Source organism: Kitasatospora sp. NPDC023120 (genome assembly GCF_055560835.1).
The window spans coordinates 112835-134765 of the sequence record NZ_JBVHHY010000025.1 but is presented as its reverse complement, the minus strand read 5'-3'; the positions used below and the strand labels follow the sequence as shown (position 1 = coordinate 134765).

Below are 21931 nucleotides of genomic sequence, written 5' to 3'. Positions count from 1 at the left end.
TCGGTTATTGTTTGAACTAACCCTTGCTAAAGTCAAGAGCCGTGGCGGACCTGCCACGACGGCCCGCGCGGCGCGGGCTCCGCCCGGTCCCCGGGGAGCGCGTGAGAGGAGTGAGCGATGGGCTCAGCACTGGACGGAACCGGCGTGCGGAACCTCGCGATGGCGGGGCCCGCCGTGGCCCGGGACCGCTCGTCGGCCCGCCGGGCCAACCTGGGCATGGTGCTGCGACTCCTGCGCGACGAGGGCCCGCGCAGCCGCTCCCGGATCGCCGAGGACACCGGCCTGCCCAAGGCCACCGTGTCCAACCTGACCGCGGAGCTCCTCGACGGCGGTCTGATCCGCGAGGGCGAGGCCGAGCGGGACCGCGGCACCGTCGGCAGACCCGGGCAGGCCGTCGAGATCGACGGGACCGGCGTCCACGGCATCGGCGCCGAGATCAACGTGGACTACGTCAGCCTGCTCGCGCTCGACCTCAAGGGCGGGGTCACCGCCGAGGAGCGGGTGCCGTTCGACGTGCGCGCGGCGGGCCCCGACGCCGTCCTCGACACCACGGCCCAGCTGATCACCCGGGGCATCGACCGGCTGACGCGCGCGGGCGGGCGCGTCGTCGGGGTGACCCTGGCCACCCCGGGCACCATCGACCTGGCCACCGGAAGCGTCAGCTACGCCTCCAACATCGGCTGGAGCGACGTGCCGGCGCTCGACGGCCTGCGCGAGCGGCTCGGCCCCGGCGCCCCTGAGCTGCACCTGGAGAACGACGCCAAGCTGGGCGCCCTGGCCGAATACGTCCAGGCCTCCGCCGACCACGTCCGCGACCTCGTCTACGTCACCGGCCAGACCGGCGTGGGCGTCGGCATCATCGCCGGCGGACAGCTGCTGCGCGGCACCGGCGGCTACGCCGGGGAGGTCGGCCACCTCCAGCTGGTGCCCTCCGAGCAGCTCTGCGCCTGCGGCCGGCGCGGCTGCTGGGAGACCACGATCGGCCGCGGGGCCCTGCTGCGGTACGCCGCCGACCCCGGCGACATGGTCTGGGACCCGATGGTGGACCTGGAGCGGCGCCTCGCCGAGCTGCGCGGCCGGGCGGAGGCCGGGGACGCCCGCACCCTGGACGCGCTGCGCCACATCGGCGACAACCTCGCCCCCGGGCTCGCCCTGCTGGTCGACATCCTCAACCCCCGGCTGGTGGTGCTCGGCGGGCACTTCGCGTACTTCGGCGCGTACCTGATCGACGGCGTCACCGAGCAGGTCCGCGAACGCGTGATGGCACCGAACGCCGGCGGCTGCGAGATCGTCCTGTCCCGGGTCGGACTCACCGGCACCGCCCGCGGCGGCGCGTTGCTCGCCCTCGACGCGGTCTACCGGGACCCGGTGCGCGCGATGAACCGGGGCTGAGGCCCCGTATTTATTTGGCTACCGATCAAATTAATCGACGACGATCACGTCCTGGGCCCGCGGACGGCTTCCGCGGGCCCAGGACGTTCCCACTCAGGGGCTCAGCCGATCGCCCAGTGCTGGAGCGCCGAGCCGGTGTCGGGCTGCTGGGTGACCGGCGCGCCGTCCGCGGTGGACGCGGTGGTCAGCAGCAGGCCGCTGCGCTGCGAGACGAGGGCGTAGCCGCCGCCCGTCACGGGGGTGGCGGTCCACCGCTGGTTGGCACCACCGGTGCAGGCCCACTGGATCACCTTGGCGCCGGCCGCCGTCGAGCCGCCGCTGACGTCCAGGCAGAGCTTCGACTCGCCGTTGACGACCTGGTAGCTGCCGTCGGCCTGCCGGGTGAAGACCCAGTCCTGGTTCGGGCCGCCGTTGGGGCTCCAGGTGATGAGCTGGGTGCCCTGTCCGGTGGAGTGGTTCGGGTCGTCCAGCGCCTTGCCCGAGGCCACCACCGTGTGGGTGCCGGTCAGCGGAGCCGCTCCGGTGGCGGTGAGCGTGAGGGTCTGCTCGGCGGCGGTCCGCGCGCCGCCCACCGGGCTGCCGCCGGTGTCCGTCCAACTCCGGTTCGGGGTGGTCTCGGTGAGCCGCCCGGCGGTCGCCGAGAGGCCGAGGACGAGTCCGCTGTAGCGGTTGACGATCCGCAGCGAGCCGGTGCCGGAGCCGCCGGGCGTCCGACCCGGGATCAGGAACCACCGTTGGCCGACGGTCGGCCCGCCCGCCGGAGCCGAGCCCACGGTGGGCTTGGCGCCCCAGGCTCGGCCGCTCTTCGCCGAGGAGTCGACGCCCAACAGCTGCCCGGTGGCGGCGTTGGCGATCAGGTAGGAGCCGTCGCCGTCGGCCGTGAAAGTCCAGGACTCCAGCGCCGAGCCGGTCCCGCCCGCCACCGAGGTGGTGGCAGAGCTTCCGGCGGCCTGGGCGAGCACCCGTCCGTCGCCGTTGGCGATCCGGTACGCCTTGCCAGGGTCGACGGGCGGTGCGGCGGGCGCGGTGGAGTCGATGGTGACGTTCACGTACTCGCCGGACGCGCCGCCGGAGCACCCGAACGCGCAGTAGGAGCGGAAGGTCCGGCCCACGATCGCCGAACCGGTCCGGTTGGCGCCGTCCAGGAACCAGCGGTACCAGGAGGCGGTGTGATAGCTGCCGCTGTCGCCGATCGGCGCCCACTTCTGGGTGGCGAGGTCCGCGGTGGCGTAGTAGCGCTGGGGCGCGTTGCCGCTCTGGTCCACGGCCTGCGGCTCGCCGATGTACAGCCCGAGGTGGGCGTCGTACGTCACGTCCATGACGAACAGCGGCGAGGTCGGGGGCATCGTCCCGGCCGCGATCTGCTGGCTCGCCGTCCCCGGATTGGCCGGGTCGTACTCCCCCGAGGCCGGGGTGTAGCCGGTGCCGCTGGTGGAGTCGACCGGCACCATGTTGCTCTCCCGCCCGCCGGTGCCGGGCTGGGACCACGCGCCGTCGTACCACTTCTGCCAGGAGCCGGGCGCCATCTTGGCGGAGATCGGCGCGCGGGCGACATGCGAGTGGAAGGCCTTCCAGCCGCCGCTCTTGTCGACGACCCGGGAGCCGTAGAAGACGTAGAAGTAACCGGAGGCGGTGTCGACCAGGAGACGCTGGTCGCCGTCGCCGTAGTAGTAGGTCTGGTTCGGGAACTGGCCGGTGTCGCCCCGCTTGGTGCTGTACGGCGAGGTGATGACGTGGTCCCTGATGGTCCAGGTCCGGCCCTGGTCGGTGGAGACCGCGTAGTCGATCGCGTCGTAGTGCAGCCCGTCGCCGAAGGGCTGCGGGGTGAACTCGTTGTGCACCAGCCCGTACCAGTCGCCGGTGTCGGGGTCTGTCCAGATCCCGGAGAGGTCGCAGTAGTTCTTCTGGGCGTAGCCGCTGGTGCCGCCGGCGGACGTCGCCTCCCGCCCGGTGGGGCTGTTGTTGCAGCGCGCCGTCGTGTCGTTGTTCCGGTCGGTCGGGTCGGCCGGGTTGACGGCGTCGCTCACCGCGCTGGAGCGGGTGGCGGTGTCGAAGTCGGTGCCGGTGAAGAAGTCCCAGTAGCGCGGGTCGTTCTTGCCGTAGAGCGCGGCCGACTGCTGGAACCAGAAGGTGCCGTCCTTGTCCACGTACGGGACGGCCGGGGTGTCGGTCGGGTGGGTGTAGGGGATCGGCGCTCCGACACTGACCGTGTAACTCGCGGCCGTTGAAGCGGTGGTGACGCCGGTCGCGGCAGAGGCGGTGGTGGCGGTGGCGGTGGCGGAGCCCAGCAGCACGGCTGCGGCCACCAGTGCGGTGGCGAGCCTGCGGGGTGGGGGAAGGGACACGAGTACTCCTTGTCGGCGCACGCGCGGGTGGAGTGGGGGGAAGAGGTGCCCGGGGTGAACGCACCGTCGTCCAGAGAACTGGCGCCTACTGTTCATCGGGCCGTTGAACCCTGCGCGGTTCTGCGCGAAATTGCGCAAGGTTGAACAAACAGTGGCAGTGGGCCCAAGTGAAGTCAAGAGTCGCCCGGTTGCGGGCCGATGCTCCGGGTGACGCCCCGTCGGCTCACTCCGGCCGGTTCAGCGCCTTCGCCACGTCCTTACGGGTGGTCCCGAGCCCCGGTGCAGGTCCTCGATGCGGCCGTCGGTGCGCTGGCCCGGCTGCCGTGGCACGCGGTTCGCCCCTCCCGGACGCCCCGCACCCGCGGGACCCGCGACGGCATTGCGTTCCCCAGCGTCGATCACGCGAGCAGGGGTCCGCAGTGTTTTCCGGCCGGAACGCCGAGCGCGGTCCCGCAACGTGAGACGGGAGCAGGAATTCGGCCGGGCCGACTTCCTGCTCCCGCCCTCGCGGTCCCGTCAGTTGCCGCCGTGGATCAGGCGGAGCGAGAAGCCGTCGTCGGTGGAGACGGACGGCGTGCGGATCTGCGTCACTCCGGTCGCGGCGTCGTAGTACCAGCCCGAGGAGGCCGAGTCGAGCGCGGCCGCCGAGTCGAACCGGGGCAGCGGGCCGTCGTCGGTGACCACCAGCCGCGGGGCCGGACGGCCGTGCACGGTGAACCGGTACGTCCGCTCGGCCGGCTTGCCGGCGTAACTGCCCTCGCTGGCACCGACGTCGACGCTGGTGACGGCGCGGTTGGTGCGCACGTCCACCTGCTGGGTGGCCGAGGAGCCCGCGGTGAACTGCCGGGTGACGCCGTCGTCCTCGTACAGGGTGTAGGAGGAGTCGCCCTGTGCCTGCGGGTAGAGGTCGTAGTCGAGTTCGGAGCGGTCCCGGTTCTCCCAGGACAGCGTGCCCTTGGGCCACATCGGCACGATCGCGCCGCCGCGGACGAACAGCGGCAGGGTGTCGAGCGGGGCGGAGTAGCCGTTGACCGTGGTCGGGCCCTGGTAGGTGCGGCCGGTCCAGTAGTCGGTCCAGGTGCCCTCGGGCAGGTAGATGCCGTCGCGCACGGCGGTGTCCGAGTAGACCGGCGCGACCAGGAAGTCGGGCCCGGCCAGGAACTCGTACTTCGCGTTCGGCCCGAGGGCGTTCGGGTCGTGCGGGTACTCCAGGGCGAGCGGGCGGACGGCGCCGATGCCGGTGCGGGTGGCCTCCGCGGAGAGGGTGTACATGTACGGCAGCAGCCGCTCCTTGAGCTGCAGGTACTTGCGGTTGATCGAGGTGTACGGCTCGCCGTCCAGCCAGGGCTGCTGGTCGCGCTGCTGCTTGCCCGTCATGTCCCGGGCCCAGCCGTCCATGGTCATGATCGCCGGGAGGAAGGCCTTCCACTGCAGGTCGCGGGTGTACATCGCGGGGTCGCGGCGGAAGATCGAGCCGACGTCGCCGGTGTTGTAGGCGATGCCGGACATGGTGGCGCCGGCGTAGGTGGGGATCTGCCAGCGGATGTAGTCCCAGGACAGGCTCTGGTCGCCGCTCCACAGCACGCCGCAGCGCTGCGCGCCGGCCCAGGAGACCGGCAGCCAGACGAAGCCGCGGGCGTCGCTGCTGTCCTCGATGCCGGCCTTGGCCTGGTCGCAGGCGTTCAGCGCGAAGTCGTAGCCGTTGCCGACCCAGGCCACGTCGAGCTTGCGCACCCGGACGCCGGCCTTGACCTCGGCGGCCTGGTCGGGCAGGCCGTTCTGGGTCCAGAGGCCGAGCTGGGCGTGGTCCTTGCGCAGGCCCTCGCCGGTCTGCGCCAGGTTCTCGTAGCCGCAGCCGTAGCCGTCGTTGACCAGCATCCAGCCCAGCGGCATCTGGTTCTTCACGTACCCGTCGGCGACCTTCAGCGCGTCCAGGGTGTGCCGCTCGCCGCGGTTGGCGTTGTGCAGGTAGCAGTCGGAGTCGCCGGGCTCCAGGCCGTAGACCGGCGGCATGAAGGGCTTGCCGACCAGGGCGGTGTACTGCCCGATCACCTGCTTGACGTCACCGGTGAAGAAGTAGGCGTCCAGGCGGCGTTCCTGCTGCCCGGTGCGGACGGGCGAGCCGAAGTCGTAGATGCCGGGCGCGAAGGTGTTGCGGAAGACGCCGTAGCCGGCCGTGGAGACGTAGAACGGCTGGGAGTTGTTCCAGCCGCCCTCGTTCCAGTCGAAGCTGTTGGCGACGTGGATGGTCCGGTCGCGGTGCGAGAAGGAGCCGTTCTGCTCGCCGCCGCCGAAGAACTGCTCGTCCGCGCCGCGCGCCAGGCTCTGCCGCAGCCCGCTGGTGCTCCAGCGCAGCGGGGCGTCCTCCTGCCAGAGCGCGGTGCGGTCGTCGGCCTTGTACAGGCCGAACCGCAGCGGGTGCTTGTAGACCCGCAGCACCAGGTCCGCGGACCGGATGCCGTAGTACGCGCCGGCGTCGAAGGTACTGGTGTCGCGCTGGGGTTCGGGCTGCTTGCGGACGATCGTGCTGCCCGCCGGGTCGGTGAGGACGCCGTCCGGGGCGGCGCGCAGGCGCAGCTGGTCGTCGGCGAGGAAGTCGACCTTGGCCTTCAGGGTGCCCGCGGAGATGTCGTAGCTGCCCTGCGAGCCGCCGAAGGAGGTCAGGTCGCCCGCGTCGGCGGTCTGCGGGAGGTAGGCGGTGCCGGTGTACGAGCCGCCGTGGACGTCGTAGGGGACGACCAGGACGCGGTAGGTGCCCGAGGCCTTCGGGATCACCGTCGCCTCCGGGTCGGCGGTGCCCGCGCTGCTGGCGACCTGCTTGCCCGCGGCGTCGTAGATGTAGAGGTCGAAGTCGTCGGTGGGGTTCTGCCAGCGGACGGAGACCGGGACGCCGCCCTCCGGGTTGTCGTCCCAGTAGCCGGCCGGGACGTTCACGGTCAGGTCGAAGTGGTCGCAGACCGCGCCGCCCGGGTCCTGCGCGGCCGGCGGGCAGGACCTGGGGTCGCCGACGGTGCCCTTGGCGTACTGCGGGCTCTGCCAGGTGACGCTCTGGTGGCCCTGGTCGAGGACGGCGGAGCCGGGGGCCGCGGCCCGGGCGGGGAGGGCGGGCCCGGCGAGCGCGGTGATGCTGCTCAGGGCGACGGCGAGGGCCGCCCGGCGGGAGCGGGGGTGTCGTAAGCGCACGGTGGTGTGGTCCTCTCGGATGGGGGGCGTGGCCGGGGGCACCGTCACTTGACCGATCCGGCGGTCAGTCCGGAGACCACCCGGCGCTCGATCAGGGCGAACAGCACGACGACCGGCACGATCGCGACGACCGAGCCGGCGAACAGGTAGTTCCACTCGACGGTGTAGTTGCCGATGAAACTGTTGATCCCCACGGTCAGGGGCTGGCGCTCCGGTGTGGTGGAGAGGGTCAGGCCCATCACGAACTCGTTCCAGGCGGAGATGAAGGTGAAGACCAGCGCGGTCACCACGCCGGGCACGGCCAGCGGCAGGACCACCCGGCGCAGCGCCCCCAGCCGGCCGAGGCCGTCCATCATGGCGGCCTCCTCCAACTCGACCGGGATCGAGCCGATGTAGGCGGTGAGGATCCAGACGGCGAAGGCGAGGTTGAAGGCGGCGTTGCAGAGGATCAGCGTCCAGACCGAGTCGAGCATGTCCAACTGGTAGAACTCGCGGTACAGGCCCACCAGCAGCGAGGTCGGCTGGAACATCTGGGTGACCAGCACCAGCAGCAGGAAGAGCCGGCGGCCCCGGTATCGGACCCGGGCGGTGTGGTACGCGGCGGGCAGCGCGACCAGCAGCACCAGCAGGGTCGATCCGCCGGCGACCAGCAGGGTGATCCTCAGGTTGGCGCCGAGGGTGGAGTCGCGCCAGACGTCGACGAAGTTGGACCAGGCGAAGTGCCGTGGCAGGTAGGACGGGTCGCGCAGCTCGTCGGCCGGGCGCAGCGCGGTGACCGCCATCTCCAGGTACGGGAGCAGGAACACCGCGGCCAGCAGCCAGGCCAGCGCGGTGACCACCAGGGTGCGCGGTCGGATACCGCTCCTCAGCCTTTGACGGTTCGTCAATTCTCCTCCTGGCTCGTCCATCGGCTGACCCTGAGGAAGACCAGGACCATGACCACCACCAGGGCGAAGTTGACCACCGACATGGCCGCGGACTCCCCGATGTCGGTGTTCTTCAGCTGGTACATGAAGACGGTGGTGGTGGCCGTGTCGCTGCTCGGGCCGCCCTGGGTCATGCCCCAGATCACCGGGAAGGAGTTGAAGACGTTGATCAGGTTGATCACCAGTCCGACCAGGAAGGCCGGGCGCAGCAGCGGCAGGGTGATCCTCCGGTAGGACTGCCAGCGGGAGGCGCCGTCCACCCGGGCCGCCTCGTACAGCTCGCCGGGGACGGTCTGCAGGCCGGCGAGCAGGGTGTAGGTGGTGAACGGCAGCGAGACGAAGACGGCGACGGCCACCATCCAGGGCCAGGCGGTGGCGGGATCGCCGAGCCAGTCGCGGGGCCCGTCGACCAGGCCGAGGTCCGTCATCGCGGTGTTGAGCACGCCGGCGGTCCGGTCGAGCATCCACCGGAAGCCGATGGCGGTCATCAGGACGGAAGCGGCCCAGGGCGCGATCAGGGCCCAGCGGGCGAACCTGCGGCCGGGGAAGCGCTGATCGAACAGCTGGGCCAGGCCGAGGGAGAGCAGCATCGTCAGTCCGACCACGGCGACGGTCCAGAGCACGGTGGACAGCAGTACGTGGCCGAGGTCGGCCTCGCCGAGGAGCTTGCGGTACTTGTCCAGCCCGGCCGAGCCGCGGACGAATCCGCTGGTGCTGACGCGCAGGAACGAGGTGCGGACCATCTCGTACACGGGCCACAGGACGACGAGGAGGATCAGCAGGACGGCCGGGGCGATCCACGGCAGCGGGCCGAGTCCGCCGCGGCGTCGGCGCGGCGGGGCAGCTCGGGGGGTGGGAGGGTCGAGGGTCACTGCGGGTGCCTTTCGCGGGGCCCTTTCCCGGGGCACGGGTTGACGTGTGCCCGGGGGCTACTTGTTGGCGACGGCGTCCTGGGCCTTCTTCTGCAGGTCTCCGAGCACCTTCGCCGGGTCGCCGGCGACGGCGGTGCCGACGGACTTCTTCAGTTCGGCGGAGACCGCGTCCCAGGCGGTGTCGCCGAGCGGGTAGAAGGAGGCGTGCGGCAGCAGGGCGAAGAACGGTTCGAGGTCCTTGTGCTTGCCGCTGTCGGTCATCGCGCGCAGGGCGTCCTGGGTGACCGGCATCAGGTTGTAGGTCTCGTAGAACCGCAGCGTGTTGTCCTCGGTGTAGACGAAGTCGAGGAACGTGCGGACCTGGTCGCGGTGGCCGTTCTTCTTGAAGGCCATCATCCAGTCGGCCACGCCGAGGGTGGAGGCGAGCGGCCCCGCCTTGCCGGGGATGGGCGCGACGCCGTAGTCGACCTTGCCGTCCCGCGCCATGGTGATCAGCGAGGGGTGCCCGTTGAGCATGGCGGCCTTGCCCGCGGCGAAGTCGGCGAACGCGGTCTTGCGGTCGGTGGTGGCCGGGTTGGCGTAGGTGAGGCCCGGGCCGACGAGGTTGGCCTTGAGCCAGCCGAAGGTGTCGACGTTCGCCTGGCTGTCGAGGGTGTACGTGCCGTCCTTGCCGGTCGGGCCGCCGCCGTTGCCGAGCTCCCAGATCATGCTCTCGCCCTGGGCCTCCTCCGGGCCGAGCGGCAGCGCGTACGGGGTGACCCCGGGCACCTTGGCCTTGATGAGTTCGGCGTCCGTGCGCAGTTCCTCCCAGGTGGTGGGCGGCTGGGTGATGCCGGCCTGCTGGAAGACCGCCTTGTTGTAGAAGAAGGCGCGGGCCGAGGAGACGAAGGGGATGCCGTACTGCACGCCGTTGACGCGGCCGGCTCCGGCGAGGCTGTCGATGAGGTTGGCGCGGGTGGCGGCGGAGAGCACGTCCTCGGCCTTGTAGAGGAGGTCGTCGGCGACCTTGTCGGCGTAGCCGCCGGTCTGCAGGACGTCCGGGACGTTGCCGCTCTGGATCATCGTCTTGACCTGCTTGTCGATGTCGTTCCAGTTGACCACCTGGACGTCGACCGTGATGTCGGGATTGGCGGCCGTGAAGGCGGAGGTGACGCCCTTCCAGTAGGCCTTCGAGCTGTTGGCCTCCTTGTCGCCGTAGTCGGCGGCGACCAGCTTGAGCGTCACCTTGCGGCCGGCGCCGGTGCCGCCGTCGTCACCCCCGTTGTCGCCGCCGCCACCGCTGCCGCAGGCCGTGAGGACGAGTGCGCCGAGGGCACACACCGTGGCGAGGGCCAGAGCAGGTTTGTTCACCGCAGTTACCGCCTTCGTATGCGCCTGATTCGCTGATCCGAGTTGCTTGAAGGGAGCTGGTTTTGAGCAGTTCCGAACGAGCTTCCTGCCTCTGGCAGTTCATGTCAACGGGCAGGGCAGCAGAAAGCCCGGCCGGGAGGGACCGACCGGGCGTAACGGGTGCGCGGGGTTCAGCGGGGTTCAGTGGGGTTCGGCAGGATCCGACAGGGGCTCAGGTGAGGGTTCAGGTGGGGGTTCAGGCGCGCACGACCCGCACCCCGCAGGCGGCGACCGCCTCCTCCTGCGCCGCGGTGGCCTCGTCGTCGGTGACGAGGTCGTGGACGTCGGAGAGCGGGCAGATCCGCGCGAAGGTGGCCCGGCCGACCTTGGTGCTGTCCGCCAGCACGACCGACCGGGCGCTGCTGCGCAGGAACGCGCGGTCCGTCTGCGCCTCCATCTCGTCGTGCGTGGTGCAGCCCTCCTGGGCGGTCAGCCCGTCCACCCCGATGAAGGCGACGTCGAGGTGGTACTGGGCGAGCATCCGGTCGGCCGCGGGCCCCACCAGCTCGTAGCTGGTGGTCCGGGCGATGCCGCCGACCACCACCAGGCGGACCTCCGGACGGACGATCAGGTCGGCCGCGATGTTGACGGCGTTGGTGACGATGGTGATCCCGCCGCGCTCGGCCAGCACCCGGGCCAACTCGCTCGTCGTCGTACCCCCGGTCAGGCCCACCACCGCGCCGTCCGGCACCAGCCGCTCGGCCGCCAGCGCGATCCGCCGCTTCTCCGCCCGACGCTTCCCGTGCTTGTGCCGCAGCGGCAGTTCGAGGTTGACGGCCCCCGTCACGGCCCCGCCCCGAGTGCGGTGCAGCAGCCCCTGGTCGTGCAGCTCCTGCAGGTCGCGCCGCACGGTGGCCGGGGACACCCGGAGGAGCCCGGCCAGCTCGTGCACGTCGGCACTGCCCGCCTCGGTGATGTGCGCGAGCATCCGGGCGGTACGGTCAGCTTTGAGCATGACGGAAGTCTAGTGCCGTGCTCCCCGTTGCGGGTTCCGCGCAGAACTGCTCATGCCGATCCGAGGGCGGCTCCGTGCGTTGGTGTGCCCGCTCGCCGGAGCCGGATCCGTCGTCAGGACGGGCTGGTGGCCAGCAGCGCGGTAGTCGTCACCTTGTTGTCGCACTCGGCGAAGAGGCCGTCGTCCAGGGCGACTTGATGCGCTCCCGCGCCACCCTGCAGGCCCAGCACGAGGGTCGGGTAGGCGACCGGCGTGGCCCCGGAGACGCAGTAGCCGTCGGCCTCCCCCTGGACCTGGACGAAGGTGAGCTTCACCCAGGCCTTCCCGCCCGGGGCCAGCTTCACCGGGGAGGCGGAGCCGGTGTGGGTCACCGCGAGCGGGGCGTTGTGGTCCGGGGAGCCGTTGGCCGCGCCGGCCACCGTCGGGAAGCCCTGCAGCGTGCACGGGTGGGCGGAGCTGTTGGTGAACGCGACGATCGCCGCTCCCAGCCCGGTGCCGTCGGGGCGGTCCTTCGCCTGGCGGGCGTCCACCTTCAGCTCGGTGGCCGCGCAGGTCGGTGCGGCGGCACCGGTGGAGGGAGACGCGTGGGAGGTCGTCGGTGCCGCGCTCGCCGTGCCGCCCTTGGTGGGGGCGGGAGCCGGAGCCGTCGCGCTCGGCACGGTCGTGGCGGTCACCGTCACGGTCGGCTGCGCCGCCGGAGCGGGCTGGTCGTTGCCCGGCCCGCAGGCCGTGACCAGCAGGGCGGCGGTGGCGGCCGAAACCGTGACCACTGCGGCTCTTCGGGCCTTCTTCCCGTGCTGCGTGTTCTGCATGACGCCCCCTCGGAGGATGAGTGGTGCCCGCCCAGCGCAGGCACCTGCCCCGTACACACCGGGGCTCCGGCGCCGGTTCCCCGAACCCCGGGGTGTGACAGGACGGTGACGAGATCGGGAGACTCCCGTCGCACGGTGACGACCGGGGCGAGGAGGCTGCCGGGGATCCTCCTGTCGGCCGATCGGGTCAATCCCCCGGGAGATTCGCATGCGATCCGGTGCGTGGCGGGGGGGGTCAGGGTCCCTGCCGCCTGTGACATCAGCGGATAGTTTGCGAGTCCGCTGTCCGCGACATGGGGTTTCGACTGCAGTTTGCGAGCCGTTCCAAGGGTTACCTTTCGAGGTGTCGTCCGACGATGGTTACCGTCAGCGACAGAGGCGACCCGAAAAAATTTTCTCCGCCGCACGGCAACCTTTGCGAAGCCTGTGACAACTGGGGAGTGAGTCCGGCCGGTTCGGTGTCCGGATCTGCCTGACCCCTCGTGAACAGTTCGCAAGGAGAACCTGCACCCATGAGCCTTCCCCAGAACAGCGGGCGCCGCGGACGTCACCGCCGTCGCGTGAGCGCCACCGCTCTGCTGGTCAGCGTGCCCGTCGCCACCGCGTCGTACTTCCTCTTCGTGCACGAGGACTCGCAGGCGGCGACGGTCGACAGCGACGCCTACTACCGGCTGGTGTCGGTGCGCAGCGGCAAGGTGCTGGACGTCAACGCCTTCTCCACCGCCGACGGCACCCGGATCCAGCAGTGGACCGACCAGAACACCGCCAACCAGGAGTGGCGGCTGAAGTCCACCGGGGACGGCTACTACGAGCTGGTGAACCGCAACAGCGGCAAGGTGCTGGGCGTCGTCGGCGACTCGACGAACCAGGGCGCCGTCACCGAGCAGCAAACGGACCGTTCTGCCGCCTCGCAGCAGTGGCGGATCGGCGACACCGGTTCCGACTCTGTCACCTTCACCTCCCGCAAGAGCGGTCAGGTCCTGGATGTCTCCGGGGGTTCCACGGACCAGGGCACACAGGTCATCCAGTGGCCCGGCTGGGGCGGCGCCAACCAGCAGTGGAAGCTGGTGAAGGTGCCCGGCACGGCGGTGCCCGCGGCCGGCGGGGCGCAGGCCACTGGGTCGTATGTGTGGAAGAACGCCCAGATCGTCGGCGGCGGTTTCGTCACCGGCTTCGTGTTCAACCCGGCCCGCAAGGACCTGTTGTACGCGCGGACCGATGTCGGCGGCGCGTACCGGTGGGACGCGGGGGCCGGCCAGTGGATCTCGCTGACCGACTGGATCACCGACTGGAACCTGCTGGGCATCGAGAGCCTGGCGACCGACCCGGTCGACCCGAACCGGCTGTACCTGGCGAGCGGCACCTACACCAACGGCTGGTCGGGCAACGGCTCGATCCTGCGCTCCACCGACCAGGGCAGGACCTTCCAGCGCACCGACCTGCCGTTCAAGCTCGGCGGCAACGAGGACGGCCGGTCGATGGGCGAGCGCCTGGTGGTGGACCCGTCCGACCACAGCAAGCTCTACCTGGGCACCCGCAAGAACGGCCTGTGGCGCAGCACGGACTACGGTGTGACGTGGAGTCAGGTTTCGGCGTTCCCCGTCAAGGACGGCGCGAGCAGCGGGGTCGGCCTGTCCTTCGTGACCTTCGGCCCGGCGGGCAGCAGGACGATCTACGTCGGCGTGGCGGACAAGTCCACCTCGCTGTACCGCTCCACCGACGGCGGCAGCACCTGGCAGGCCGTGTCGGGCCAGCCGACGGGTCAGTTGCCGCACCACGGCGTGCTGTCCGGCGACGGTTCGCTCTACCTGACGTACAGCGACGGTCCGGGCCCGCAGCCGGTGACGGCCGGATCGGTGTGGAAGTACACGCCGTCCACGGGGGTGTGGAAGAACATCTCGCCGTCCAGCGGCCATTTCGGCTTCGCCGGCCTCGCGGTCGACGCCGAGCACCCGGGCACGGTGATGGTCACCACCCTGAACCGCTGGTACCCCAACGAGGAGCTCTACCGGTCGACCGACGGCGGCGCGACCTGGAAGGAGCTGGGCGCGACCGCCGTGCGCGACGCCTCCGCGGCGCCCTACGTGGGGTCCAGCAGCGTCGGGCACTGGATGGGCGCGCTGGCCATCGACCCGTTCGACTCCGGGCACGTCCTGTACGGCACCGGATCGGGCATGTGGCGCAGCACCGACGTGACCGCGGCGGACCGCGGTGGCGCCACCCACTGGACCATCCCCAAGGGTGTGGAGGAGACCGCGACCAACGGACTGATCAAGCCGCCCGGCCTCCCGCTGATCAGCGCGCTCGGCGACCAGAGCGGATTCCGGCACGACGACCTGACCAAGTCCCCGACCCAGCAGCTGGTCGGGCCGAGGTTCACCACCACCACGGGCATCGACTTCGCCCAGGCCAAGCCGCAGTTCTCCGTGCGGGTCGGTTCCGGCAGCGAGGGACACGGCGCCTACTCGAGCGACGGCGGAGCGACCTGGACGCCGTTCCCGGCAGCACCCAACGGCGACGCGGTCAGCGGTTCCACGGCCGTCTCGGCGGACGGCGCCACCGTGGTGTGGACCCCGGAGGGCCAGACGCCGTTCCTGTCGACCAACCGCGGCGCGTCCTGGACGGCGGTCTCCGGCCTGCCCAAGGACGCGCCCGTGGTGGCCGACCGCTCCGTGGCGAGCACCTTCTACGCCCTCAGCGGCGGCACCCTGTACGCCAGCACCGACGGCGGGAGGCACTTCACCGCCCGCGCCACCGGCGTGGCTTGGGGACAGCTCAAGGCGGTCCCGGGCGTCGCGGGCGACCTGTGGATCGCGAGCAAGGACAGCGGACTCCAGCACTCCACCAACGGCGGAGCGAGCTTCACCAAGGTCGCCGGTGTGGACGCGGCGAGCGCCATCGGCTTCGGCAAGGCGGCACCGGGCGCCAACTACCAGGCCGTCTACCTCAGCGGGGCGGTCAAGGGCGTGACCGGGCTGTTCCGTTCCACCGACGCCGGCTCGACCTGGGTCCGGATCAACGACGACCAGCACCAGTACGGCGGGAACATCATCACCGTCATCACCGGCGACCCCGACGTCTACGGCCGGGTCTACCTGGGCGCCGGCGGCCGCGGCGTGGTGTACGGCGACCCGTCCTGACCGATCGGCCCGTGGACGGGCGGCGGGTCCGCGCCGTGCCGTCCACGGGCCGGGGCTGGTGGAGAGGTCGGTGTCGTCCAGGCACTGCCCCGCGGCGGGCGTCTGCGCGGAGCCCACGGTGCGACCGCGTCGGCGAAGTCCGTCAACGCGACTGCGGTGTGCGCGGCAGTGGTGCGGACCCGCCCCGCACACCGCGCTCCGGTGCCGTGCCCGGGCGACTGCCGAGGTGCAGTGCCGTCAGTGAGGGCAACAGCGTGGCGCGATGGCCATCACTATGGGTCGGCTGCGGTGTTGCGTCAAGATTTCCGACACGCAAAGAAGTGACCGGCCACAGACCGGCGTTCCCTGGCGCGCGAGCCGATTGTGCGAGGTGACGTGGCGACAGATCACCTCCCCATCCCGCATGCCGCCCTCACCGCCGGCACCGGCCAGGACAACCACGAAGCTGCCATAGCCGCCCGCCGGCGGCTCGACCGACGCCCGGACTGCCGCTCGCAAACCGGAGCTCGCATTCGCATTCCAGGCGCGCCCGTCGAGGCCGCAGTGGCGGGAGCGTCTTCCCGCAACAAGCCTTCGATAGTACGGTCGCGCGCATCACCCGAGACCGTCCGGAGGAATTCGGCATGCCTGCACGCTACTTCGAGGACTTCGTGCCCGGCCGAGGGAGGATTGCGCCGCGCGCGGTCCTGGACTCCGACAGCCCCCGGATCGATCTCAACGGGCCGTGGGCGTTCCGGTTCTCGCCGGCGCTGCGGGCCGAGTCGGACGGGTTCCAGGACCCGGATTTCGACGACGGTTCCTGGGACGCCCTGCCGGTCCCCTCGCACTGGCAGCTGCGCGGCTACGGCCGGCCCGTCTACCTGAACATCGCCTACCCGATCCCGCTCGACCCGCCGTTCGTCCCGCAGGAGAACGAGACCGGTGACTACCGCCGCGTCTTCGACCTGCCGGACTCCTGGCAGGGCGTGCCGGCTGTGGTGCGCTTCGAGGGGGTGGACTCCTGTGCCCGGGTCTGGCTCAACGGCACGGAACTCGGTGTGACCTACGGCAGCCGCCTGGCGGCCGAGTTCGACGTGACCGCCGCATTACAGCCGGGCCGCAACGTGCTGGCCGTGCGGGTGCACCAGTTCTCCGCCGGCACCTACCTGGAGGACCAGGACACCTGGCGCCTGTCGGGCATCTTCCGCGACGTGCGACTGCTGGCCCGCCCGGCCGGCGGGATCCGGGACGCCTTCGTCCACGCCGACTACGACCACGCCACCGGCGAGGGCCGGCTGCGCGTGGACGTGGACGCCGACGCGCCCGTGCGGATCACGGTCCCTGCCCTCGGCGTCCACGACCGGCCGGCCGGCAGTGAGCTGCGGTTCCCGGCCGTGCGACCCTGGAGCGCGGAGGACCCGCACCTCTACGAGGCCCACCTGGCCACCGACAGCGAACGCGTGCGGATCCGGTTCGGCTTCCGCACCGTCACCATCGACGAGAGCGGCGTACTGCGGGTCAACGGGCGCCGCGTCGTGCTGCGCGGGGTCAACCGGCACGAGTTCGACCCCGACCACGGCCGCACCCTCACCCCGGAGGCCATGCGCCGCGACGTGGAGTTGATGAAGCGTCACAACATCAATGCCGTCCGGACCTCCCACTACCCGCCACACCCCGCCTTCCTCGACCTGTGCGACGAGTTCGGCCTGTACGTCACTCTCGAATGCGACCTGGAGACCCACGGCTTCGAGTACGCCGACGCCACGATGTGGGAGCACAACCCCTCCGACGACCCGCGCTGGCAAGCCGCCTACCTGGACCGCATCGAGCGCACGGTCGAGCGGGACAAGAACCATCCCAGCATCATCCTGTGGTCCCTGGGCAACGAGGCCGGCGACGGCCAGAACCTGCGCGCGATGGCCGACTGGCTGCGCCGGCGCGACCCCTCCCGCCCGATCCACTACGAGGCCGACCGGTTCGGCGAGTACACCGACGTCCTCGGCCAGATGTACCGCCCGCCCGCGGCCGTCGCCCGCATCGGGCGGGGGCAGCTGCTCCCGGGCGAGATCCACTACCCGGCGCGCGAAGGCTCCGGCGACCCGGCCGACGACCCGCGCAACCGCATGCCCTTCCTGCTCACCGAGTTCGCCCATGCGATGGGCAACGGGCCCGGCGGCCTGGCCGAGTACGCGCGGCTCTTCGACGAGTACCCGCGGCTGCAGGGCGGCTGGGTGTGGGAGTGGATGGACCAGGGGCTGCGCACGCGCGATACCGAGGGCCGCGAGTTCTTCGGGTACGGCGGTGACTTCGGCGAGGACCTGCACGACGGCAACTTCTGCTGCGACGGCCTGGTCTTCCCCGACGGCACCCCCTCGCCCGGCCTGCTCGAGTACGCCAAGGTCATCGCCCCCGTCCGCATCGGTACCGGCCCCGAGCCCGGAACGCTGACCGTCGAGAACCACTACGAGGTGCTGGACCTCTCCCACCTGCGGTTCACCTGGTCGCTCGCCCGCGAGGGCGTCGAACTCGCCGCAGGCACACTGCCCACGCCGCAGCTGGCAGCCGGGGAACACGGCCGACTGCCGCTGCCCGCGCCGGCCCGCCAGGCCGCTGACGAGGACGGCGGTGAACTGTGGCTCACCGTCCAGGCGGAGCTGGCCAAGCCCGCCGATTGGGCGCCCGAGGGCCACGTCATCGCCTGGGGACAGCTCCAGCTCTCCGCACCGGGACGCGACCGCGTGGACGGCACCCCGGTGGCCCCGCACACCGCGGACGGGGTCATCACGCTCGGGCCCGGCCGGTTCGACCACGCCACCGGCAGCCTCCTCGACCTCGACGGACTGCCCCTGCAGGGCCCCACCCTGGGCCTGTGGCGCGCTCCCACCGACAACGACCGCGGCTGGTCCCAGCGCGACGCCGCCTACTGGAAGGACCGCGGCCTGGACCGGCTGCGCCACCGCACGGTCTCCGTCACGCCCGACGCCCAGGGCCTGACCGTCGTGGTCCGCAGCGCCGCCGCCGCCGTTCCTTGCGGCTACCTGACGACCTACCGCTGGACCAGCGACGGGACGGGTCTGCGGCTCCAGGTGCACGCCGAACCGGTCGGCCACTGGCCCGAGCGGACGGACGCCTTCGCCGACACCATGATCGACCCCGACCTGCCGCCCGAAGAACACCGGGAAATGGACCGCCGCAACACCTCCCGCTCCCTGGCCCGGATCGGCCTCGACTGGCACCTCCCCGCTGACTGGTCACAGGTCGAGTGGTTCGGTGCCGGCCCCGGCGAGGCCTACCCGGACTCCCGGCAAGCGGCCCGCGTCGGACGCTTCCACGCCACGGTCGACCGGATGCAGACGCCCTACGTGCGCCCGCAGGAGAACGGCAACCGGATGGACGTGCGGTGGGCGCAGATCAGCGACGGCTGCGACGCCATCCACATCCGGGGCGAGGAACTCTTCCACCTCTCCGCCCGCCCCTGGACCGACCGGCAGCTCGACGTGGCCCGACACCCGACCGAACTGACCCCCGGCCCGCTCGTCCACCTGCACACCGACCACGCCGTCCAGGGCCTCGGAAGCGCCGCATGCGGACCCGGCATCCTGCCACAGCACCGGCTCGAACTCGGCACCGCCGACTTCACCCTCAACCTCACACCCTTCCACCGCTCGTGACGTCGGAACCGGTCCGCCCGCGCGGGCGGACCGGTGAAGCGGGCCCGGACATCCGATCCGGTGGGAACAGGCGCTCCTACTCGCGCGGACACAGCGGGTGCGTTGACCAAGCCCATTCGGTCAGGCGCCGGCCTACGCGTCATGGGCCGTCTGGCCGCCGACAGACGGATCAACCTGCACCGTCCCACCCCGGGTGCCCGGCCCCAGCGGCCGGGCACCCGTTCTCCTTGTCGTCCCGACCCGTGCCGGGCGCTGCGCAGCACGGCCGGAGGATCCCCGTTCCGGCAGGCAACCCGATCCGGCGCCCATCGCGTTCACCTGCCGTGAGGGAAACTACGACACCGCGGCCCGACCGGCCGCCACTGCAGACGGGGACGGCACGGGCACCATGGCGGGGACGACGGCAGGATGACGAACGCGACACCGCAGGACTTCGAGGAGTTCGTCGCCGCCTGCGGGCCGAAGCTCCTGCGCGTGGCCTGGCTGCTGACCGGCGACCCGCACCAGGCCGAGGACCTGCTGCAGACCGCGCTCGCCAAGGTCTGGCCCAAGTGGACCCGCATCGCGCCCGACCGGCCCGAGGCGTACCTGCGCAAGGTACTGGTGAACTGCCACGTCTCCTGGTGGCGGCGGCGCTGGACCGGGGAGCTGCCGCACGACGACCTGCCGGAGCCGCCGACGGGCACCGACCCGTTCGACGGGGTGGTGCTCGGCCAGGTGGTCGCCGAGGCCGTACGGTCGCTGCCGCCGCGGCAACGGGCCGTGGTGGTGCTCCGCTTCTTCGAGGACCTCAGCGTCGAGGAGACCGCCGAGGTGCTGCGCTGCACCACCGGCACCGTCAAGAGCCAGACGCACCGGGCCCTCGCGGCGCTGCGCGGACGGCTGCCGGCCAGGGAACTCCTGCTGGACGGGGGACGCCGTGACTGGAACTGACCTGCTCGGACCGGACGGTCCGGCGGACGACAGGGACGACGAGGAGGAACTGCGGATCCTGCTCCACGAGGCCGTCCCGGTCCTCGCCTCGCCGGACGACCGGATGGAGCGCGTCCTCGCCCGTGTGGACCGGACCAGGCGGCGACGGCGGGCGGCCGGGCTCGCGGCCGGGCTGACCGTCGGCCTCGCCGCCGCGGTACTCGCCGCCGCGCCCGCGCTCGCCCCCTCGCCGGGGCGGGGAGCGGAACTGGGACCGGCCGGGTCGGCCCCGGCCCTGGCCGTCCCCGCGCCCCCTGCTCCGCCGGCGCCGTCGGGGGCGCCGCCTACCTCCACCCCGACCCCGGGGACGGTAGGGACGACGGTCCCGGCGGGGCCGACGAGCACGGCGGGGACGACCTGGACGACGTTCCGCTTCCCGCTCTACCCGACGGTGATCGTGAACGTGCCGCCGGGCTGGCACACCCGGGCCGTCACCTCCGTCGACCCGACGGACCGGTTCGGCTACCTCAGCACCCAGCCGCTCCAACCGGTGCCGTCGTGCACGCCCGAGTCCGCCCGCTGCTCGCTCTCCGGGCCGCTGCTCGTCGGCGGCGCCATCCTCACGTTCCGTCTGGTGGACGACCAGGACCTCGCCGGAAAGCTCGCCTGGAGCCCGTCCGAACTCATGGACATGACCGTCGACAAGACGTGCGCGATGCTCGGTGGCAACCGCGAGATGGTCGGGCTGCGGACCACCGACCGCGACAGCCCCAGGGTGCTGGTCGAGATGACGGCCTGCCTGCGGCAGCCCTCCGAGTCCACGCAACGGCAGGCGCAGCAGGTGCTCGACTCCGTCCGGTCCGCTCCGGCGGTCACCCCGTCGTCACCGGGCCCGGACAAGGACTGAGCCGCTGCCTGCCACCGGGTGCCCGGCTCCGACAGCCGGGCACCCGGTGGCTCTCCGCGCCCCCCGGGGGAGGTCAGGACAGGTAGTCCTCCAGCCCGCCGTCGCGCCGGATGTCCAGGGTGACGCAGTGGAAGCCGCCGCCGAGCGCCCGGGAGTGCCGCAGCCGCTGCGGGAGGACGGTGATCCCCGCGTGCTCCAGCAGCTTGATCAGGCTCTCCTGTCCGGACTCGACGATTGCCGTGTCCGGCGAGACCATCAGCAGGTTCATGCTGATCCAGCTCTCGCTGAGCGCGTGCTCGGGCGTGTCGCCGGAGGGTTCGGCCGGCGGGCACCACAGGATGTCCCAGCCGCGCAGCGGCTCCGGGACGGTCTCCGGGGTGATCCGCTCCGGGTTGAGCAGTACCAGCCCCGGCCGCAGCAGCGCGATGGTGCTGTCGATGTGCGTGTAGCCGTAGATGTCGCGCAGCGGGTGCAGCCTGAGGCCGCCGTCGCCGAGCAGCCCGAGGGTGGACTCGAGCCACCGCAGGCCGAGTTCGTTCCCGCTGCGGGAGACCTGGTAGAACACGTCCCGGCCGAGCCGCAGCACGTTCGCGGCGTCGAAGACCGGCTCGGTCTCGCCCAGCAGCGGGAGCCCGTCCGCGTCGAACTCGAAGAGCTCGTCCCTCAGTTGGGGCCGGGGTGCGGCCAGCCAGCGGGCACCGCGGCGCAGGTAGTCCTGGAAGAGTCCGCGCAGCCCGAAGACCTCGAAGTAGCGCTGCCGCACCGGGCTCGCGACCTCGATCACCGTCTCGCCGACCACCAGGGTGAGGTCCCGCGGGCAGTACGAGTGGAAGCCGCCGTCGGCCTTCCAGAGCGGGGAGGCGAACTCGGCCGCGTGGTCGACCGGCTCGGGCTGGTGGACGGTGACGCCGAGGCCGCGCAGGGTGGCCACCAGCGCGTCCAGGTCCTCCTCGCTCTCCTCCACGACCTGCTGCGAGTAGGGGCCGACCGGGATCGAGGCGAGGTCGGCGGCTCTGGTCTTCGGGAAGCAGGACAGCCAGGAGGACGGCTCGGTCTGCTCGGGCAACCGGGCGCCGACGGCGGTGCCGACCACGACCTCCCGCAGTGTGGTGAACTCGTCCCAGCTGTGGACCGGACGGGCCGAATTGGACATGACTCCCCCTTGACACGGATTAGGGACGCGCCGAACGACCGCGAGCCGCCCGCGGCACGAGGCCCCCGGGCATGCGGAACCGGGAGTGCGAGGAACACGGCGAAAGCACGGCGAGAAGCACTGGACGGCAGGCACTGGACGGGCAGTGGAAAGGCGGCGGAAAGGCGACGGAAAACGGCGGCGGATCGATCGCCGGTCCGCCGCCGGCCGACCACGGTGAACGGTAAATCGCCGACCGGGCAGCCGAATTCGCCTTTCGACGGGCCGGGATCGATCGTCAAGCTACCCGCCCGGC

The 21931-nt window shown here is 71.6% G+C and carries 13 protein-coding genes; 5 read left to right on the top strand and 8 right to left on the bottom strand.

All coding sequences use genetic code 11. From position 1 onward, the window contains the following. The first annotated feature begins 117 nt into the window (after window positions 1-117). Window positions 118-1392, top strand: a complete 1275-nt coding sequence (locus tag ACZ3TI_RS31310) for an ROK family transcriptional regulator (RefSeq protein WP_465732144.1) — start codon at window positions 118-120, stop codon at window positions 1390-1392. A 101-nt stretch (window positions 1393-1493) separates the two neighbouring features. Here the strand turns inward: ACZ3TI_RS31310 and ACZ3TI_RS31305 are convergent, their stop codons facing one another. The 7 genes from ACZ3TI_RS31305 to ACZ3TI_RS31275 form a co-directional block, all read right to left on the bottom strand. Beyond that, window positions 1494-3737, bottom strand: a complete 2244-nt coding sequence (locus tag ACZ3TI_RS31305) for an RICIN domain-containing protein (protein ID WP_465732142.1) — start codon at window positions 3735-3737, stop codon at window positions 1494-1496. A 516-nt stretch (window positions 3738-4253) separates the two neighbouring features. Then, window positions 4254-6920: a glycoside hydrolase family 31 protein gene (locus ACZ3TI_RS31300; protein ID WP_465732141.1), complete on the bottom strand. Its 2667-nt coding sequence runs from the start codon at window positions 6918-6920 to the stop codon at window positions 4254-4256. A 44-nt stretch (window positions 6921-6964) separates the two neighbouring features. Then, on the bottom strand, window positions 6965-7828 hold the full coding sequence (locus ACZ3TI_RS31295) for a carbohydrate ABC transporter permease (RefSeq protein WP_465732140.1): 864 nt from the start codon (window positions 7826-7828) through the stop codon (window positions 6965-6967). Then, entirely contained in the window at window positions 7804-8718 is a 915-nt protein-coding gene (locus ACZ3TI_RS31290) for a carbohydrate ABC transporter permease (protein ID WP_465732138.1), read from the bottom strand. Before ACZ3TI_RS31290 ends, ACZ3TI_RS31295 begins: the two co-directional genes overlap by 25 nt. 57 nt (window positions 8719-8775) lie before the next feature. Continuing rightward, window positions 8776-10068, bottom strand: a complete 1293-nt coding sequence (locus ACZ3TI_RS31285) for an extracellular solute-binding protein (RefSeq protein WP_465732136.1) — start codon at window positions 10066-10068, stop codon at window positions 8776-8778. A 235-nt stretch (window positions 10069-10303) separates the two neighbouring features. Then, window positions 10304-11062, bottom strand: a complete 759-nt coding sequence (locus tag ACZ3TI_RS31280) for a DeoR/GlpR family DNA-binding transcription regulator (protein ID WP_465732134.1) — start codon at window positions 11060-11062, stop codon at window positions 10304-10306. A gap of 113 nt (window positions 11063-11175) precedes the next feature. Then, complete coding sequence (locus ACZ3TI_RS31275; protein ID WP_465732132.1) at window positions 11176-11874, bottom strand: DUF4232 domain-containing protein; 699 nt, start codon at window positions 11872-11874, stop codon at window positions 11176-11178. A 512-nt stretch (window positions 11875-12386) separates the two neighbouring features. On the opposite strand from ACZ3TI_RS31275, the gene ACZ3TI_RS31270 reads away from it, so the two are divergent. From ACZ3TI_RS31270 to ACZ3TI_RS31255, 4 genes are all read left to right on the top strand, one after another. Then, complete coding sequence (locus tag ACZ3TI_RS31270; protein WP_465732130.1) at window positions 12387-15014, top strand: RICIN domain-containing protein; 2628 nt, start codon at window positions 12387-12389, stop codon at window positions 15012-15014. A 623-nt stretch (window positions 15015-15637) separates the two neighbouring features. Next, window positions 15638-18664 (top strand): glycoside hydrolase family 2 TIM barrel-domain containing protein, encoded by a 3027-nt coding sequence (locus tag ACZ3TI_RS31265; RefSeq protein WP_465732128.1) that lies wholly within the window; start codon window positions 15638-15640, stop codon window positions 18662-18664. A gap of 408 nt (window positions 18665-19072) precedes the next feature. Beyond that, window positions 19073-19597, top strand: coding sequence for a SigE family RNA polymerase sigma factor (locus tag ACZ3TI_RS31260; protein ID WP_465732126.1), 525 nt, complete (start codon window positions 19073-19075; stop codon window positions 19595-19597). After that, window positions 19584-20483, top strand: a complete 900-nt coding sequence (locus tag ACZ3TI_RS31255) for a hypothetical protein (RefSeq protein WP_465732124.1) — start codon at window positions 19584-19586, stop codon at window positions 20481-20483. Before ACZ3TI_RS31260 ends, ACZ3TI_RS31255 begins: the two co-directional genes overlap by 14 nt. A gap of 73 nt (window positions 20484-20556) precedes the next feature. Here ACZ3TI_RS31255 and ACZ3TI_RS31250 read toward each other — a convergent pair whose 3' ends face one another. Next, entirely contained in the window at window positions 20557-21636 is a 1080-nt protein-coding gene (locus ACZ3TI_RS31250; protein ID WP_465732122.1) for an inosamine-phosphate amidinotransferase 1, read from the bottom strand. Between the last annotated feature and the right edge of the window lie 295 nt (window positions 21637-21931).